This window comes from Streptomyces sp. NPDC085932, assembly GCF_044540525.1.
Lineage (GTDB): Bacteria > Actinomycetota > Actinomycetes > Streptomycetales > Streptomycetaceae > Streptomyces > Streptomyces levis.
Genome location: NZ_JBITSJ010000003.1, coordinates 472,234 through 488,708, shown reverse-complemented (window position 1 = coordinate 488,708; position 16,475 = coordinate 472,234). Strand labels below are relative to the sequence as shown.

Sequence of the window (16,475 nt, the reverse complement as noted above, 5' to 3'; positions counted from 1 at the left end):
TCCTCTCCCGGACGGGCGGCCGCCTCTTGTGTGACGGGCAGCGGGTTGTGGGCCGGGCCACACCGACCCGGCGGTCCGGGATCCCGGATGCGCGATAGCCTGACCGCTGGATCGATCTCTTGACGCCAAGAGATCGATCAAACGTCCGGGGCAGGGACCCCGCCCCTACCGCCAGCTGTCATACGGAGAACGCCATGACCCGCACTCCCGTGAACGTCACCGTCACCGGCGCGGCCGGCCAGATCGGTTACGCCCTGCTCTTCCGCATCGCCTCCGGTCAGCTGCTCGGCGCGGACGTGCCGGTGAAGCTGCGCCTGCTGGAGATCACGCCGGCGCTCAAGGCGGCCGAGGGCACGGCCATGGAGCTGGACGACTGCGCGTTCCCGCTCCTGCAGGGCATCGACATCACGGACGACCCGAACGTCGCCTTCGACGGCGCCAACGTCGGTCTGCTCGTCGGCGCCCGCCCGCGCACCAAGGGCATGGAGCGCGGCGACCTGCTGGAGGCCAACGGCGGCATCTTCAAGCCGCAGGGCCAGGCCATCAACGCCCACGCCGCGGACGACATCAAGGTCCTCGTCGTCGGCAACCCGGCCAACACCAACGCCCTGATCGCCCAGGCCGCCGCGCCGGACGTCCCCGCCGAGCGGTTCACGGCGATGACCCGCCTGGACCACAACCGCGCCCTGACCCAGCTGTCGAAGAAGACCGGCACGCCGGTCTCCGAGATCAAGAAGCTGACGATCTGGGGCAACCACTCCGCCACGCAGTACCCCGACATCTTCCACGCCACGGTCGCCGGCAAGAACGCCGCCGAGGTCGTCAACGACGAGCAGTGGCTCGCCGACGACTTCATCCCGACCGTCGCCAAGCGCGGCGCCGCCATCATCGAGGCCCGTGGCGCCTCGTCGGCCGCCTCCGCCGCCAACGCCGCCATCGACCACGTCTACTCGTGGGTCAACGGCACCCCCGAGGGCGACTGGGTCTCCATGGGCATTCCGTCGGACGGCTCCTACGGCGTCCCGGAGGGCCTGATCTCCTCCTTCCCGGTCACCTGCAAGGACGGCAAGTACGAGATCGTCCAGGGCCTGGACATCAACGAGTTCTCGCGCGCCCGCATCGACGCCTCCGTCAAGGAGCTCGAGGAGGAGCGCGAGGCGGTCCGCGGCCTCGGCCTCATCTGAGCGACCTCCGAGCGAACGCGGCTCGCGTCTTCCGCGCAGGCCCCGCACCGGATCTCCGGTGCGGGGCCTGCGCGCTGTTCATCGACATTTTCGTCCCTTTTGTCCGCATCTCCCGTGACGCAGCGCACTTTCGGCCACCCAGGCGCATGTATCCGGGGGTCTCGGGCAGGCGAACCCGGTCTCTGAGTGACACGTCTGTGACACAGAGACGCTGAACAGGAACGGAAGGCGAAGAGCGATCATGGCGGAAAGTACCGAGCTGCAGGCGAGTCAAACCATCCACGCGGGAGGAAAATGGCGCGCGGCCGTTTCCGGGGCCACGCGCGAGATCATCGACCCCGCGGACGCCCTGCCCTTCGCCGTCGTCGCGGAGGGCGACGAGAAGGACACCGACCTCGCCGTCGCCGCGGCCCGTCAGGCCTTCGACGAGGGCGAGTGGCCGCGCACGCCCGCCGCCGAGCGGGCCGCGCTGCTGCGCCGCGTGGCCGACCTGCTCGTGCGGGACCGGGAGAAGCTCGGGCGCCTGGAGGCCCGGGACGCCGGCAAGACCGTCGAGGAGGGCCGCGTCGACATCGACTGCGTCGCCGACGCCTTCCGCTACTTCGCCGACCTGGTCGCAGCCGAGGCACCCGGCCGGGTCGTGGACGCGGGCTCGCCCGACATCCACAGCGTCGTCGTGCACGAGCCCGTCGGCGTCTGCGCGATGATCACGCCTTGGAACTACCCGCTGCTGCAGGCCAGCTGGAAGATCGCCCCCGCCCTCGCCGCCGGCAACACCTTCGTGGTCAAGCCCAGCGAGATCACGCCGATGACGACCGTCGCGCTGATCGACCTGCTGGTCGAGGCCGGACTGCCCGCCGGGGTCGCCAACATCGTCACCGGGCCCGGCCACACGGTCGGCGCGCGCCTGTCCGAGCACCCCGACGTCGACCTGATCTCCTTCACCGGCGGTCTGGTCAGCGGCACCAAGGTGGCCCAGGCCGCCGCCCCCACCGTCAAGAAGGTCGCCCTCGAACTCGGCGGCAAGAACCCCAACGTCGTCTTCGCCGACGCCTGCGCCACCGAGGAGGGCTTCGACACCGCCGTCGACCAGGCCCTCAACGCGGCCTTCATCCACAGCGGCCAGGTCTGCTCGGCCGGGGCCCGCCTCATCGTCGAGGAGTCGGTGCGGGATCGTTTCGTCGCCGAACTCGCCCGCCGGGCCGGGAGGATCCGCCTCGGCCGCGGCACCGAGGACGGCGTCGAGTGCGGCCCGCTCGTCTCCGAACAGCAGCGCGCCAAGGTCGAGATGTACGTCGAGTCGGCCCTGAAGGAGGGCGCGGTGCTGCGCTGCGGCGGCAAGCGCCCCGAGCCGTCCCCGCAGCGCCCGGAGAACGGCTACTTCTACGAGCCGACCGTCCTCGACCACTGCCACCGCGAGATGCGCGTCGTGCGCGAGGAGGTCTTCGGGCCGGTCCTCACGGTCGAGACCTTCCGCACCGAGGACGAGGCCGTCGCCCTGGCCAACGACACCGAGTACGGCCTCGCGGGCGGAGTCTGGACCGCCGACCCGGGCCGCGCCCGCCGCGTCGCCGGCCGGCTGCGCCACGGCACGATCTGGATCAACGACTTCCACCCCTACCTGCCGCAGGCGGAGTGGGGTGGCTTCGGCAAGAGCGGAGTGGGCCGCGAGCTCGGCCCGGCCGGACTCGCCGAGTACCGGGAGACCAAGCACGTCTACCAGAACCTCGCACCCAAGCCGGTGCGCTGGTTCGCGGGCTGACCACCCGCCCGGATCGCCCCCGGCCCGGATCCCCGGGACCCGGCCCGGGCCGGATCCTCGGCCCGGATCCCCCCGTCCGGGCCGGTCCCCCGGCTCGGACCACCCCCGGGTCGGTGCCGGTCCCCAGGCCCGGACACCCCCGGTCCGGGTCGTCCGCCCCCGGGTCCGGACCCCGATCCGGGCCACCCCTCGGTCCGGATCACCTCCGGGTCCGGGCCACCCCCCTCGCCCGGAGCCCCGTCCGGGCCGACCCGGTCGGTCCGGGGCGGCTCCCCCCTCGCCCCGGACCGGCCTCCTCCCTCCACCTCCGAGCCCGTCCCCTTCATCCCCCTCTGGAGCAAGCACGCCATGTCCCACACCCGTCATGAGTACGACTATGTCGTGATAGGCGGCGGAACAGCCGGTTCCGTCATCGCCTCCCGCCTCACCGAGAACCCGGATGTCACCGTCGCCGTCATCGAGGGCGGCCCCAGCGACGTCGGCCGCGACGACGTGCTGACCCTGCGCCGCTGGATGGGCCTGCTCGGCGGCGAGCTCGACTACGACTACCCCACCACCGAACAGCCCCGCGGGAACTCGCACATCCGGCACAGCCGGGCCCGGGTCCTCGGCGGCTGCTCCTCGCACAACACCCTGATCGCCTTCAAGCCGCTGCCCGCCGACTGGGACGAGTGGGAGGCCGCCGGCGCCGAGGGCTGGGGCGCGGTGCAGATGGAGGCGTACTACGCCCGGCTGCTCAACAACATCGTCCCGGTAGACGAGAAGGACCGGAACGCCATCGCCCGCGACTTCGTCGACGCGGCCCAGGAGGCGCTCGGCGTGCCGCGCGTCGAGGGCTTCAACAAGAAGCCGTTCACCGAGGGCGTCGGCTTCTTCGACCTCGCCTACCACCCCGAGAACAACAAGCGGTCCTCGGCGTCGGTGGCCTACCTGCACCCGGTGATGGACGAGCGGCCCAACCTGACGATCCTGCTGGAGACCTGGGCGTACAAGCTGCAGCTCGACGGCAACCGCGCCGAGGGCGTGCACGTACGCACCAAGGACGGCGAGGAGATCCTCGTCAAGGCACGCAACGAGGTCCTGCTGTGCGCCGGTGCCGTCGACTCGCCGCGGCTGCTGATGCACTCCGGCATCGGCCCGAAGGCCGACCTGGAGAAGCTCGGCATCCCCGTCACGCACGATCTGCCGGGCGTCGGCGAGAACCTGCTCGACCACCCCGAGTCGGTCATCGTCTGGGAGACGAACGGCCCCATCCCGGAGAACTCAGCGATGGACTCCGACGCGGGCCTGTTCGTGCGCCGCGACCCCGAACTGGCGCACCCCGACCTGATGTTCCACTTCTACCAGATCCCGTTCACGGACAACCCGGAGCGACTGGGCTACCGGCGGCCGGAGTTCGGCGTCTCCATGACCCCGAACATCCCCAAGCCGAAGAGCCGCGGCCGGCTCTATCTGACCAGCGCCGACCCCGAGGTCAAGCCCGCCCTGGACTTCCGCTACTTCACCGACGAGGACGACTACGACGGCCGCACCCTCGTCGACGGCATCCGCATCGCCCGCGAGATCGCGAAGACCGAGCCGCTGGCCGGCTGGCTCAAGCGTGAGGTCTGCCCCGGCCCGGACGTCACCGGCGACGAGGAACTGAGCGAGTACGCCCGCAAGGTCGCGCACACCGTCTACCACCCGGCCGGCACCTGCAAGATGGGCGCCGACGACGACCGGCTGGCCGTCGTCGACCCCGAGCTGCGCATCCGCGGCCTGGAGGGCGTCCGCGTCGCCGACGCCTCCGTGTTCCCCACCATGACCACCGTGAACCCGATGATCGGCGTGCTCATGGTCGGGGAGAAGGCCGCCGAGCTGATCGGTGGTGGTGCCAAGTGACCGCGACCCTCGAACCCCCGACGGAGCAGACCATGGACACCACCGCCCCCGTCTTCTCGGTCCAGGGCCTGTGGAAGGTGTTCGGCCCCAAGGCCGACCGCGTCCCGGGCGATCCCGAGCTCACCGCCCTCGACCCCGCCGAGCTGCGCGCACGCACCGGCTGCACCGCCGCCGTCCGGGACGTCACCTTCGACGTGCGCAAGGGCGAGGTCTTCGTCGTCATGGGGCTGTCCGGCTCCGGCAAGTCCACGCTGGTGCGCTGTCTGACCCGGCTGATCGAGCCCACGGCCGGCACCATCGCCATCGACGGCGAGGACGTGCGCGCCATGGACCGCTCCCGGCTGCGCGAACTGCGCCGCCACCGGGCCGCGATGGTCTTCCAGCACTTCGGCCTGCTGCCGCACCGCACGGTCCTCGACAACGTCGCCTACGGCCTGGAGATCCAGGGCGTCGGCAAGGCCGAGCGCCGCGAGCGGGCCGCCGAGGTCGTCGCCAAGGTCGGCCTGGCAGGCATGGAGCACCGCCGCCCCGGCCAGCTCTCCGGCGGCCAGCGGCAGCGCGTGGGCCTCGCCCGCGCCCTCGCCGTCGACCCCGAGGTCCTGCTGTTCGACGAGCCGTTCAGCGCGCTCGACCCGCTGATCCGGCGTGAGATGCAGGAGGAGGTCGTCCGGCTGCACCACGAGGAGGGCCGCACCATGGTCTTCATCACCCACGACCTCCAGGAGGCCCTCAAGCTCGGCGACCGCATCGCCCTGATGCGCGACGGCAGGGTCGTGCAGCTCGGCACGCCCGAGGAGATCGTGGGCGCGCCCGCCGACGACTACGTCCGTGAGTTCGTCCGGGACGTGCCGCGCGAGCAGGTCATGACGGTCCGCACGGCCATGCGCCTGCCCTCGGCGGGCCTGGACGGCAGCGGCCCGGCGGTCCGGCCCGACGCCACGGTCTCCGAGGCGATCGAGGCGGTCGCCCGCGCCGGCGCCCCGGCCCGGGTCATGGACCGGGGCCGGTGCGTGGGCATGGTCGACTCCGACACCCTCCTCGGGGTCGTCGCCGGCACGGAGCAGCCCGCCCCGCCGGGGACGGAGCAGCCCAAGGAGGCGGTGTGATGGCGACCGTCACCGCGAACCCGCCCCGCCTCGGCCTGCCCGGGCTGCTGAAGAACCCGACCGTGCGCAAGCTGCTGCTGCTGGCCGTCGCCGCCGCGGTGCTCGTGCCGCTGGCCGACGCCCGCTGGGCGAGCGGCAGCTGGCTGGCCGCGCTGACCGTCGACCTGTCCGGCCCGCTGGCCAGGACCAGCGACTGGATCATCGACAACCGCGACAGCCACCCGCTGTTCCTGTACTTCTTCGGCCACGTCAGCAACGTCGTCGTCATCGCCGTACGGGCCGTCTACCTCACCCTGCTGGCCGTCGGCTGGGCGGGCGTCACCGCCCTGGGCGCGCTGGTCGCCTGGCGCGTCGCGGGCGTGAAGCCGGCCCTCGGCACGGCCGTGGCGTTCCTCGCCTGCGGCCTGCTCGGCATGTGGGTGCCGACCATGCAGACCCTCGCCCTGATGGTCGTCGCGGTCCTCGCGTCGATCGTGGTGGGCGCGCTGCTCGGGCTCGCCGCCGGGCTGTCCGACCGGATGGACCGCGCCCTGCGCCCGGTGCTGGACACCATGCAGGTGCTGCCCGCCTTCGCCTACCTGCTGCCGGTCGTCCTCGTCTTCGGCATCGGCGTCCCCGCGGCCGTCCTGGCCACCGTCGTCTACGCCGCCCCGCCCATGGCCCGGCTGACCTCGCTCGGCCTGCGCGGCGCCGACAAGGAGGTGCTGGAGGCCGTCGAGTCGCTCGGCGCCACCGCCCGCCAGCGTCTGCTGACCGCACGCATCCCGCTGGCCCGCAAGGAACTCCTCCTCGGCGTCAACCAGACGATCATGATGGCGCTCTCCATGGCCGTCATCGCCGCCGTCATCGGCGCGGGCGGTCTCGGTGACCGCGTCTACCAGGCCCTGGCCTCCGTCGACGTCGGTGCCGCGCTCGCCGCCGGCATCCCGATCGTGCTGCTGGCCGTCGTCCTGGACCGCGTCACCGGCGCGGCGGGGGAGAAGCTGGGCGCCGAACCCGAGCCCCACAGCGGGCGCGGCTGGCTCTACGCCCTCGCCGGTGTCGTCGCCGTGGCCGTCGCCGGGCGGCTCGCGGGCCGCCTCGACTGGCCCGACGCCTGGGTCGTCGGCATCGCCGAGCCCGTCAACCGCGCGGTCGACTGGATGACCGCGCACCTGTACTCGGGCGTGCCCGTCGTCGGCGGCACCGCCGACTGGGCGGGCCACTTCACCACCTGGGTCCTCGACCCGATGCGCGACGGCCTCCAGGCGCTGCCCTGGTGGGCTGTCCTGCTGATCGTCGCCGCCCTGGCCTGGGTGATCGGCACCTGGCGCACCGCGCTCACCGCCGTGCTCGCCATGGCCGCGATCGGCGTCCTCGGCGTCTGGAAGCCGTCCCTGGACACCCTCTCCCAGGTCCTCGCGGCCGTCGCCGTCACCCTCGTCGCCGGCTTCGCCGTCGGCATCGCCGCGGCCCGCAGCGACCGGCTTGAGCGGGCACTGCGCCCGGTCCTCGACGTCTTCCAGACGATGCCGCAGTTCGTGTACCTCATCCCGGTCGTCGCCCTGTTCGGCGTCGGCCGCGCCCCGGCCGTCGCCGCCGCGATCGTGTACGCCCTGCCGGCCGTCGTCCGCATCACCACCCAGGGCCTGCGCCAGGTCGACCCGGCCGCGCTGGAGGCGTCCGGCTCCCTCGGCGCGACCAGCTGGCAGCAACTGCGGCAGGTCCAACTGCCGCTGGCCCGCCCCGCGCTGCTGCTCGCCGTCAACCAGGGCCTCGTCCTGGTCCTCGCCGTCGTCGTCATCGGCGGCCTGGTCGGCGGCGGCGCGCTCGGCTACGACGTGGTCTTCGGCCTCGCCCAGGGCGACCTGGCGACCGGTCTGGTGGCCGGAGCGGCGATCGTCTGCCTCGGCCTGATGCTCGACCGGGTGACGCAGCCCACCGAACGCCGCGCGGGGAAGGGAGCCTGACATGCGCGTCCGTACCACTGCCGCGATCGCCGCGGTGAGCTCCCTGGCGCTGCTCACCGGCTGCGGCGCCGCCGACATGACCGAGCAGGCCTCGCCCTTCGCCAACGCGCAGGGCGCCAGGACCGTGACCCTGTCCGTGCAGTCCTGGGTGGGCGCCCAGGCCAACGTGGCCGTCGCCCAGTACCTCCTGGAGCACGAACTGGGCTACCGCGTCGACACCGTCCAGGTCGACGAGGTGCCCGCCTGGGACGCCCTCAGCCAGGGCCGCGTCGACGCGCTCCTGGAGGACTGGGGCCACCCCGAGCAGGAGAAGCGGTACGTCGACGACAAGAAGACGATCGCGCGGGGCGGCGGACTCGGCGTCACCGGCCACATCGGCTGGTACGTCCCGACGTACCTCGCCAAGAAGCACCCCGACATCACGAACTGGAAGAACCTGAACAAGTACGCCGACCTCTTCCGCACCCCGGAGAGCGGCGACAAGGGCCAGCTGATGGACGGTTCGCCGTCCTACGTCACCAACGACAAGGCGCTGGTGAAGAACCTGAAGCTGGACTACCAGGTGGTGTTCGCGGGCTCCGAGGCGGCGCAGATCACCCAGATCAGGCAGTTCGCCAAGGAGAAGAAGCCCTTCCTGACCTACTGGTACTCCCCGCAGTGGCTCTTCGAGAAGGTCCCCATGACCGAGGTGAAGCTGCCGCCGTACAAGGAGGGCTGCGACGCCGACCCGGAGAAGGTCGCCTGCGCCTATCCGCACACGCCGCTGCAGAAATACCTCAACGCGGACTTCGCGAAGAAGGGCGGCAAGGCGGCGGCCTTCCTGAAGAAGTTCAAGTGGACGACCGAGGACCAGAACGAGGTCTCCCTGATGATCGCCGAGCAGAAGATGTCCCCCGAGGACGCGGCGAAGAAGTGGGTGGACAGCCACGAGTCCACGTGGCGGAAGTGGCTGTCCTGACGCTCACCGCACCAGCCGGTCGGCGATCTCCCGCAGGGCCCGGGCGGCCCGCCGCTGGAGTCCCGGCCCGAACGTGACCCGGGTGGCCCCTCGCGCGCCGAGTTCGGCGGGTGAGGGGCCGTCCTCGGTGAAGACCCCCGCGTTGACCGGCCCCTCGATCCCGGCCCGCAGCAGGGGCAGCACCTCCAGGGGCGCCTTGATCGGATAGACGCAGTCGGCGCCCGCCGCCACGTACAACGCGGCCCGCTCGACGGCCCGTCCGGGATCGGCGACCCCGCAGGCGAAGGTGTCCACCCGGGCGTTGACGAAGAGCCGGTCACCGGCCGCCGCCCGCACCTCGGCGAGCCACTCGGCGTGCCGGTGCGGGTCCTTCAGCACCCCGTGCGCGGAGTCCTCCAGGTTGCAGCCCACCGCCCCGGTCTCCAGCAGCCGCTCCACCAGCTCCTTCGGGGCGAGCCCGTAGCCTGCCTCCACGTCCGCCGACACCGGCACCTCGACGGCCCGGACGATCCGGGTGACCGCCGCGAACATCTCGTCGGCCGGGACCTGCCCGTCCGCGTACCCCAGGGAGGCGGCGATACCGGCGCTGGGCGTGGCGAGCGCCGGGAAACCGGCGTCGGCGAACACCCGGGCGCTCGCCGCGTCCCACGGGCCGGGCAGCACCAGGGGATCGCCCGGGGGCCGGTGGCGGTGCAGGGCGCGGAACACCTCGGTCTTGCTCACGGCGTGTGACCCCCCGGCGGAATCCGGCGGGCGACCATCATCCGGTTCCAGTTGTTGATGGCGACGACCAGACCGAGCAGATGGGCCAGCCGTGCGTCGTCGAAGTGCTCGGCGGCCCGCGCGTACACCTCGTCCGGCACGAAGCCCTCGGTCAGCACGGTCACCGCCTCGGTCAGCGCCAGCGCCGCCCGCTCCCGCTCGTCGAAGACGTCCCCCGCCTCCTCCCACGCGGCCAGCAGGTCGAGCTGACGCTCGCTCACCCCGTACTGCCGGGCGATGGCGAGGTGCATGTCGAGACAGAACCCGCACCGGTTGAGCTGCGAGGCGCGGATCACGACGAGCTCGGCCAGGGCCGGGTCGCCGAGACCCTCCTTCGCCGCGGCGCTCAGGGCCGACAGGGCCCGGGCCACCGCGGGGTCCAACGCCCGCGTGCGGACCGTCACTTGTACTGGCCCGGCCGGTAGTGCCCGGGTGCCATCCGGCAGGTCACCCCGAAGCGGTTCCAGGCGTTGATCGTCGTGATCGCCGCGATCAGCTGCGCCAGCTCGGCCTCCTCGAAGTGCCGGGCGGCCCGCTGGTACACCTCGTCCGGCACGAAACCGTCCGTCAGGACCGTCACGGCCTCCGTCAGCTCCAGCGCCGCGATCTCCTGCTCGGTGTAGAAGTGCCGCGACTCGTCCCAGGCGCTCAGCTGGACGATCCGCTCGACGCTCTCGCCCGACGCGAGGGCGTCCTTGGTGTGCATGTCGATGCAGAAGGCGCAGTGGTTGATCTGGGAGGCGCGGATCTTCACCAGCTCGTACAGCGTGTGGTCGAGGCCCTGCCGGGCGGCGATCTCCAGCCGGACCATCGCCTTGTAGACCTCGGGAGCGTGCTTGGCCCAGTCCAGGCGGGCCGGCCGCTCGGCGGCGCGGGTGCCGGCCGTCTCGTTCAGGTGCGTCGTCATGCCCTCGACCCTAGGGAGGAAGCAGCCCAGGAGTATGGTCCATTTCCATGGCGGATCAGTGGGCCACTTTGGGCGTCGACCTGCACCTGGAACCGGCCGGCCCGGGCCTGCGCAGGGGGCTGACCGACGCCCTGCGCGAGGCGGTGCGCTCCGGCCGGCTCGCCCCGGGCACCCGGCTGCCCTCCTCCCGCTCGCTCGCCGCCGACCTGGGAATCGCCCGCAACACGGTCGCCGACGCCTACGCCGACCTGGTCGCCGAGGGCTGGCTCACGGCCCGGCAGGGCTCCGGCACCCGGGTCGCACAGCGCACGGTCGTCCCGCCGGCCGGATCGGCGCCCCACCCGCGCGCAGCGGCCCGCCCCGCCTACGACCTGCGCCCCGGCAGTCCCGACCTCGCGTCCTTCCCGCGCGCCGAGTGGCTCAAGGCCGCACGCCGCGCCCTCGACGCCGCCCCGTACCACGCCCTCGACTACGGCGACCCGCGCGGCAGGCCCGAGCTGCGGGCCGCGCTCGCCGGGTACCTCGCCCGGGCCCGGGGCGTGCGCGCCGACCCCGAACGGATCGTGGTGTGCGGTGGGTTCGCCCACGGCCTGAGATTGCTCGGCACGGCCCTGGGGGCGCGCGGCGCACGGACGGTCGCGGTGGAGTCGTACGGCCTGGACGTGCACTGGAGCGTCCTGGCCGGCTGCGGTCTGCGCACCGTCCCGCTGCCCTTCGACCGCCGGGGCACGGACCCCGGCGCGCTGTCCGGCACCGACGCGGTCCTGCTCACCCCCGCCCACCAGTTCCCCATGGGCGTCCCCCTGCACCGCGACCGCCGGACCGCCGTCGTCGACTGGGCGCGCCGCACCGGCGGGCTGGTGCTGGAGGACGACTACGACGGCGAGTTCCGCTACGACCGGCAGCCCGTCGGCGCGCTCCAGGGCCTCGACCCCGACCGGGTGGTCTACCTGGGCACCGCGAGCAAGTCCCTCGCGCCCGGCCTGCGGCTGGCCTGGATGGTGCTGCCGCCGGACCTCGCCGAGGAGGCCGCCGCGGCCAAGGGCGGCGTCGACACCTGCGGGGTGCTCGACCAGCTGACCCTGGCCGAGTTCCTCACCTCCGGCGCCTACGACCGGCACGTCCGGGCGACCCGCCTGCGCTACCGGCGCCGCCGGGACGCCCTGGTCGCCGCCGTGGCGGCCCGGGCCCCCGAGGCCCGGGTCACCGGCATCGCGGCTGGCCTGCACGTCCTGCTGCGGCTGCCGCCCGGCACCGAGCGGTCCGTCGTCCAGGCCGCCCACTGGCGGGGCCTGGCCGTCCACGGGCTGGCCCGCTACCGGCACGCCGACGCGGTCGCCGAGCCGGCCGACGCCCTGGTGGTCGGCTACGGGACTCCGCCGGACCACGCCTGGTCGGGAGCACTGGACGCGCTGTGCGCGGTGCTGCCCGGGTGAGGAACGGCCCTTCCCCGGCCGGCACGGACGCCCTGAGCGCGGGTCGCCGAGCAGCACCACGGCGGTGCCCAGCCGCGTTCCGCCCGGGCGAGGAACGGTCCTTCCTGGACCGGCACGTCGGTTCACGTCGGCCCCTCGGCCCGTCGGTGGCTTGTCGGCTCACGGTGGCTTGTCGGCCCACGACGATCCGTCCGCTCACGGCAACCCGTCCGCTCACGGCGGCCCGGCCGTCCCGGCCCGCTCCTCCACCGGCGCCTCCCCGAACCGCGACAACGCCAGCGCCCCCGCCACCGCCACCGCGAAACCGGCGATCGCCAGCCAGCCGAGCCCCGGCCGTGTGCGGTCCCCGAGCCACACCACGCCGATCAGCGCGGGCGCGACCGTCTCCCCGAGGACGAGCCCGGCGGTGGCCGTCGTCACCGACCCGCGCTGCAGGGCCGAGGTCAGCAGCAGGAACGCGGCCCCACCGCCGAGCAGCAGCGCGTACACCGCCGGGTCGGTGAGCAGCGCCACGGGCGTCAGGCCGTCGATCAGCCGGACCGCCACCTCCACCACCCCGAACCCCAGCCCGGACCCCAGACCCAGCGCGAGCGCCCGCCCCCGCTCCGGAAGCCGCCCGGCGGCCGCCCCGAGCAGCAGCACCCCGGCCACCGCCCCGAGCAGCGCCCACCGGAGCCAGCCCGGCCCGGACTCGTCGCCCTCGGCGCCGGAGGCCAGCCCCAGCAACGCGAGCCCGGCGCACACCACCCCCACCGCGGCCCACTCCACACGGCTCAGCCGCACCTTCAGCAGCCGGGCCGCGACGACGGCCGTGACGGCGAGGCTCGCCGCCAGTGCCGCCCCCACGGCGTAGATCGGCACCGACCGCAGCGCGAGGACCTGGAAGACGAAACCGAGCCCGTCCAGCGCGAGCCCGGCCAGATACCGCCACTGCCGCAGCGCCCGCCACAGCAGCACCACGTCCCCGCCCGGCCCGGTCGCCGCGGCGGCCCGCGCGGCGATCGCCTGCAACACCGTCGCCGTACCGAAGCAGACCGCCGCGGCCAGGGCGCACACCATGCCAAAGATCACAAATCGACCCTAGGGCAGGAGCAGGCGCAGGGGGGCCGTGCACGGCCGCTCACACCGCTCTCTAGGCTGACCGTCCGGCAGTACATGACAGAAGGCAGACGGGGGAGAAGCACCGGTATGGCGGAGACACGGCGGCGGCTGCGTTCCAGCACAGTGGTCCTCGGCGGCATGGGCGTCCTCGCGGCGGCCCTGTCCGCCTGCGGCTCCGACCCGGACCGCCGCTGCGTGGACCGGGACAGCTACGACTACATCAACGGCTACAAGATCGTCGCCGACAAGAACTGCGGCTCCTCCACCGGCAAGAGCCGCAAGAAGACCGGCAAGGCCACGAACGCCGACTGGTACTACGACGCCGACGTCAGCGGCGGCTACGCGGACGACGGCACCTTCAGCCGCAGCGAGGCCGTCGACCGGGGCGGCTTCGGCTGCTCGGGCGGCAGCGGCGGCGGCTGAGCGGAACGCCACGCATGGAACGCCGTACCACCACACCCCGCCCCGGCTGGCAGCAGACCGTCGAGGAACAGGGCCTGATCTACCCCCTGACCCGCTACCCCGACGGCTCCCTGCGCCCCTACTGGGACGAGAGCGCCTACTACGTCTTCGGCCTGCCCGAGATCGAGGCCCTGGAGGAGGTGGTCGAGGAGCTCCACCGCATGTGCCTGGCGGCGGCCGAGCACATCGTCACCGAGGACCGCTTCGCCGACCTGGGCATCACCGACCCCCGCGTGGCCCGGGCGGTCGCCGAGGCCTGGCACCGGCGTGCCGAACTCCCCTCCCTCTACGGCCGCTTCGACCTCCACTACGACGGCACCGGCCCGGCCAGGCTCCTGGAGTACAACGCCGACACCCCCACGTCCCTGGTGGAGGCCGCGTCCCCGCAGTGGTTCTGGATGGAGGAGCGCTTCCCCGGCGCCGACCAGTGGAACTCCCTGCACGAGCGGCTCATCGACGCGTGGAAGAACCAGGCGGCCCTCCTCCCGCCCGGCAGCCCCCTGTACTTCGCCTACTCCTCGGCGGACGAACTGGGCGAGGACCTCATGACGGTCGCCTACCTCAAGGAGACCGCCGAACAGGCCGGCCTGGCCACCGACTGGATCTCCATGGAGGAGATCGGCTGGGACCGCCTCTCCGGCCGCTTCGTCGACCAGCGCCTGCGCTTCATCCGCAGCATCTTCAAGCTGTACCCGTGGGAGTGGCTCACCACCGACCGCTTCTCCGGGCACGTCCTGGACACCCTCGACAACGGCGGCGGCACGGGCTCCACCCTGTGGATCGAACCGGCCTGGAAGATGCTCCTCAGCAACAAGGCCCTGCTCGCGATCCTCTGGGACCTCTACCCGGACCACCCCAACCTGCTGCCCGCGTACCTGGACGGCCCTCGGGAACTGGCCGCCGCCGGCTGGGTCGCCAAGCCGCTGCTGGGCCGGGAGGGAGCGGGCGTCACGATCCACGAGCCCGGCACGGACCCCGTCCCCCGCGACGAGCCCTGCTGCTACCAGCAACTGGCCCCCCTGCCCGACTTCGACGGCAACCGCGTGGTCCTGGGCGCCTGGGTGGTGGAGAACGAGTCGGCGGGCCTGGGCATCCGCGAGTCCTCGGGCCTGATCACGGACGAGTACGCGAGATTCCTGCCCCACGTGATCCTTTAGCCGGGGCCGCGGGGACCGCCCCGGAAGGGGCGCGGGGCTGTATCGATGTGCGGCTGCCGCCGCGTGGGCGCGATCGACCACGGCGCACCCGTACCCGGCACCGAAGAGCGACCCGGCGGACGCTCCCCGCTCACCCCACCCGGTAGGCTGGCCACGGGCCGTGACTGGCGCGCTGGGATGGACGAACCATCGGGGAGCGGCCCGAGCAGACAGAGCCGTGCGCCTGGGCCGTACCGTGAACGCTGAACGCAACGTCCGGAGGTCCTCATGTCCGCAGAGCTCAGCCCCGCTTCCACCGCCTACCGCGCCGCCCTCGACGTCATCCGCGCCGTGGAGCCGCGCGTGGCGGACGCCATCGGCCAGGAGGTCGCCGACCAGCGCGAGATGCTCAAGCTGATCGCCTCCGAGAACTACGCCTCCCCGGCGACGCTGCTGGCGATGGGCAACTGGTTCAGCGACAAGTACGCCGAGGGCACCATCGGCCGCCGCTTCTACGCCGGCTGCCGCAACGTCGACACCGTCGAGTCCCTCGCCGCCGAGCACGCCAAGGAGCTCTTCGGCGCCCGCCACGCCTACGTCCAGCCGCACTCCGGTATCGACGCCAACCTCGTCGCCTTCTGGTCGGTCCTCGCCCAGCGCGTCGAGGTCCCGGCCCTGGAGAAGGCCGGCGCCCGCCAGGTCAACGAGCTCTCCGAACAGGACTGGGCGGAGCTGCGCCGCGCCTTCGGCAACCAGCGCATGCTCGGCATGTCCCTGGACGCCGGCGGCCACCTCACCCACGGCTTCCGCCCGAACATCTCCGGCAAGATGTTCGACCAGCGCTCCTACGGCACCGACCCGGCCACCGGCCTGCTGGACTACGAGGCCCTGCGCGCCACGGCCCGCGAGTTCAAGCCGCTGATCATCGTCGCGGGCTACTCGGCCTACCCCCGTCTGGTGAACTTCCGGATCATGCGCGAGATCGCCGACGAGGTCGGCGCCACGCTCATGGTCGACATGGCGCACTTCGCCGGCCTGGTCGCGGGCAAGGTCCTCACCGGCGACTTCGACCCGGTCCCGCACGCCCAGATCGTGACGACGACCACCCACAAGTCGCTGCGCGGCCCGCGCGGCGGCATGGTCCTGTGCGACGACTCCCTGAAGGACCAGGTCGACCGCGGCTGCCCGATGGTCCTCGGCGGCCCGCTCCCGCACGTCATGGCCGCCAAGGCCGTGGCCCTCGCCGAGGCCCGCCAGGAGTCCTTCCGCGACTACGCCCAGCGCATCGTCGACAACTCCCGGGCCCTCGCCGAGGGGCTGATGCGCCGCGGCGCGACCCTGGTCACCGGCGGCACGGACAACCACCTGAACCTGATCGACGTCGCCTCCTCCTACGGCCTCACCGGCCGCCAGGCCGAGGCCGCCCTGCTGGAGTCGGGCATCGTCACCAACCGCAACGCGATCCCCGCCGACCCGAACGGCGCCTGGTACACCTCCGGCATCCGCATCGGCACCCCCGCCCTGACCACCCGTGGTCTCGGCACGGCCGAGATGGACGAGGTCGCCGGCCTGATCGACCGCGTCCTCACCACCACCGAGCCGGGCACCACCAAGTCGGGCGCCCCTTCCAAGGCCGCCCACGTCCTCGACGCGAAGGTCGCGGACGAGATCTCCCGGCGCGCCACGGACCTGGTCGCGGGCTTCCCGCTGTACCCGGAGATCGACCTCGGCTGAATCGCCCCGCAAGGGGCGCGGGGAACTGCGCGACCGGCCTCCACGGTCCGCAGTTCCCCACGCACGAACCCTCCGAGCCCTCTGCGACAATAAGCAG

14 protein-coding genes and 1 riboswitch are annotated in these 16,475 nt (G+C 72.8%); of the genes, 10 read left to right on the top strand and 4 right to left on the bottom strand.

What is annotated here, in order from left to right; all coding sequences use genetic code 11:
- Nucleotides 1-194 precede the first annotated feature (194 nt).
- The 6 genes from ACIGAQ_RS18275 to ACIGAQ_RS18250 all read left to right on the top strand — a co-directional run bounded on the left by ACIGAQ_RS18275 (nucleotide 195) and on the right by ACIGAQ_RS18250 (nucleotide 8,840).
- Nucleotides 195-1,184 (top strand): malate dehydrogenase, encoded by a 990-nt coding sequence (locus ACIGAQ_RS18275; RefSeq protein WP_311680152.1) that lies wholly within the window; start codon nucleotides 195-197, stop codon nucleotides 1,182-1,184.
- 241 nt (nucleotides 1,185-1,425) lie between these two features.
- On the top strand, nucleotides 1,426-2,946 hold the full coding sequence (locus ACIGAQ_RS18270) for an aldehyde dehydrogenase family protein (RefSeq protein WP_399783923.1): 1,521 nt from the start codon (nucleotides 1,426-1,428) through the stop codon (nucleotides 2,944-2,946).
- A 348-nt stretch (nucleotides 2,947-3,294) separates the two neighbouring features.
- Nucleotides 3,295-4,827, top strand: a complete 1,533-nt coding sequence (locus tag ACIGAQ_RS18265; RefSeq protein WP_311680148.1) for a GMC oxidoreductase — start codon at nucleotides 3,295-3,297, stop codon at nucleotides 4,825-4,827.
- Complete coding sequence (locus ACIGAQ_RS18260; RefSeq protein WP_399783921.1) at nucleotides 4,824-5,933, top strand: glycine betaine/L-proline ABC transporter ATP-binding protein; 1,110 nt, start codon at nucleotides 4,824-4,826, stop codon at nucleotides 5,931-5,933. The genes ACIGAQ_RS18265 and ACIGAQ_RS18260 overlap by 4 nt, the downstream gene beginning before the upstream one ends.
- Entirely contained in the window at nucleotides 5,933-7,882 is a 1,950-nt protein-coding gene (locus ACIGAQ_RS18255; RefSeq protein ID WP_399783919.1) for an ABC transporter permease, read from the top strand. The genes ACIGAQ_RS18260 and ACIGAQ_RS18255 overlap by 1 nt, the downstream gene beginning before the upstream one ends.
- A 1-nt stretch (nucleotide 7,883) precedes the next feature.
- Nucleotides 7,884-8,840: an ABC transporter substrate-binding protein gene (locus tag ACIGAQ_RS18250; RefSeq protein WP_399783917.1), complete on the top strand. Its 957-nt coding sequence runs from the start codon at nucleotides 7,884-7,886 to the stop codon at nucleotides 8,838-8,840.
- A 3-nt stretch (nucleotides 8,841-8,843) separates the two neighbouring features.
- On the opposite strand, the gene ACIGAQ_RS18245 is transcribed toward ACIGAQ_RS18250, so the two are convergent.
- Genes ACIGAQ_RS18245 through ACIGAQ_RS18235 form a run of 3 tightly spaced genes read right to left on the bottom strand, consistent with a single transcriptional unit; the run spans nucleotide 8,844 to nucleotide 10,509 of the window.
- Nucleotides 8,844-9,563, bottom strand: coding sequence for an isocitrate lyase/phosphoenolpyruvate mutase family protein (locus ACIGAQ_RS18245; RefSeq protein WP_399783915.1), 720 nt, complete (start codon nucleotides 9,561-9,563; stop codon nucleotides 8,844-8,846).
- On the bottom strand, nucleotides 9,560-10,006 hold the full coding sequence (locus ACIGAQ_RS18240) for a carboxymuconolactone decarboxylase family protein (RefSeq protein WP_399783912.1): 447 nt from the start codon (nucleotides 10,004-10,006) through the stop codon (nucleotides 9,560-9,562). Before ACIGAQ_RS18240 ends, ACIGAQ_RS18245 begins: the two co-directional genes overlap by 4 nt.
- On the bottom strand, nucleotides 10,003-10,509 hold the full coding sequence (locus tag ACIGAQ_RS18235) for a carboxymuconolactone decarboxylase family protein (protein WP_399783909.1): 507 nt from the start codon (nucleotides 10,507-10,509) through the stop codon (nucleotides 10,003-10,005). The genes ACIGAQ_RS18240 and ACIGAQ_RS18235 overlap by 4 nt, the downstream gene beginning before the upstream one ends.
- Before the next feature lie 47 nt (nucleotides 10,510-10,556).
- On the opposite strand from ACIGAQ_RS18235, the gene ACIGAQ_RS18230 reads away from it, so the two are divergent.
- Nucleotides 10,557-11,945, top strand: a complete 1,389-nt coding sequence (locus tag ACIGAQ_RS18230; RefSeq protein WP_399783906.1) for a PLP-dependent aminotransferase family protein — start codon at nucleotides 10,557-10,559, stop codon at nucleotides 11,943-11,945.
- A 213-nt stretch (nucleotides 11,946-12,158) separates the two neighbouring features.
- Here ACIGAQ_RS18230 and ACIGAQ_RS18225 read toward each other — a convergent pair whose 3' ends face one another.
- Entirely contained in the window at nucleotides 12,159-13,004 is an 846-nt protein-coding gene (locus ACIGAQ_RS18225; RefSeq protein ID WP_399784627.1) for a hypothetical protein, read from the bottom strand.
- A 129-nt stretch (nucleotides 13,005-13,133) separates the two neighbouring features.
- Here ACIGAQ_RS18225 and ACIGAQ_RS18220 point away from each other — a divergent pair, with 129 nt between their 5' ends.
- The 3 genes from ACIGAQ_RS18220 to ACIGAQ_RS18210 all read left to right on the top strand — a co-directional run bounded on the left by ACIGAQ_RS18220 (nucleotide 13,134) and on the right by ACIGAQ_RS18210 (nucleotide 16,378).
- Complete coding sequence (locus tag ACIGAQ_RS18220; RefSeq protein WP_311680135.1) at nucleotides 13,134-13,469, top strand: hypothetical protein; 336 nt, start codon at nucleotides 13,134-13,136, stop codon at nucleotides 13,467-13,469.
- 14 nt (nucleotides 13,470-13,483) lie between these two features.
- Nucleotides 13,484-14,665, top strand: coding sequence for a glutathionylspermidine synthase family protein (locus tag ACIGAQ_RS18215; protein WP_399783902.1), 1,182 nt, complete (start codon nucleotides 13,484-13,486; stop codon nucleotides 14,663-14,665).
- 150 nt (nucleotides 14,666-14,815) lie between these two features.
- A riboswitch (ZMP/ZTP riboswitch) is annotated at nucleotides 14,816-14,901 on the top strand.
- Between the two features lie 31 nt (nucleotides 14,902-14,932).
- Nucleotides 14,933-16,378: a glycine hydroxymethyltransferase gene (locus ACIGAQ_RS18210; protein WP_311680131.1), complete on the top strand. Its 1,446-nt coding sequence runs from the start codon at nucleotides 14,933-14,935 to the stop codon at nucleotides 16,376-16,378.
- The last annotated feature ends 97 nt before the right edge of the window (nucleotides 16,379-16,475 follow it).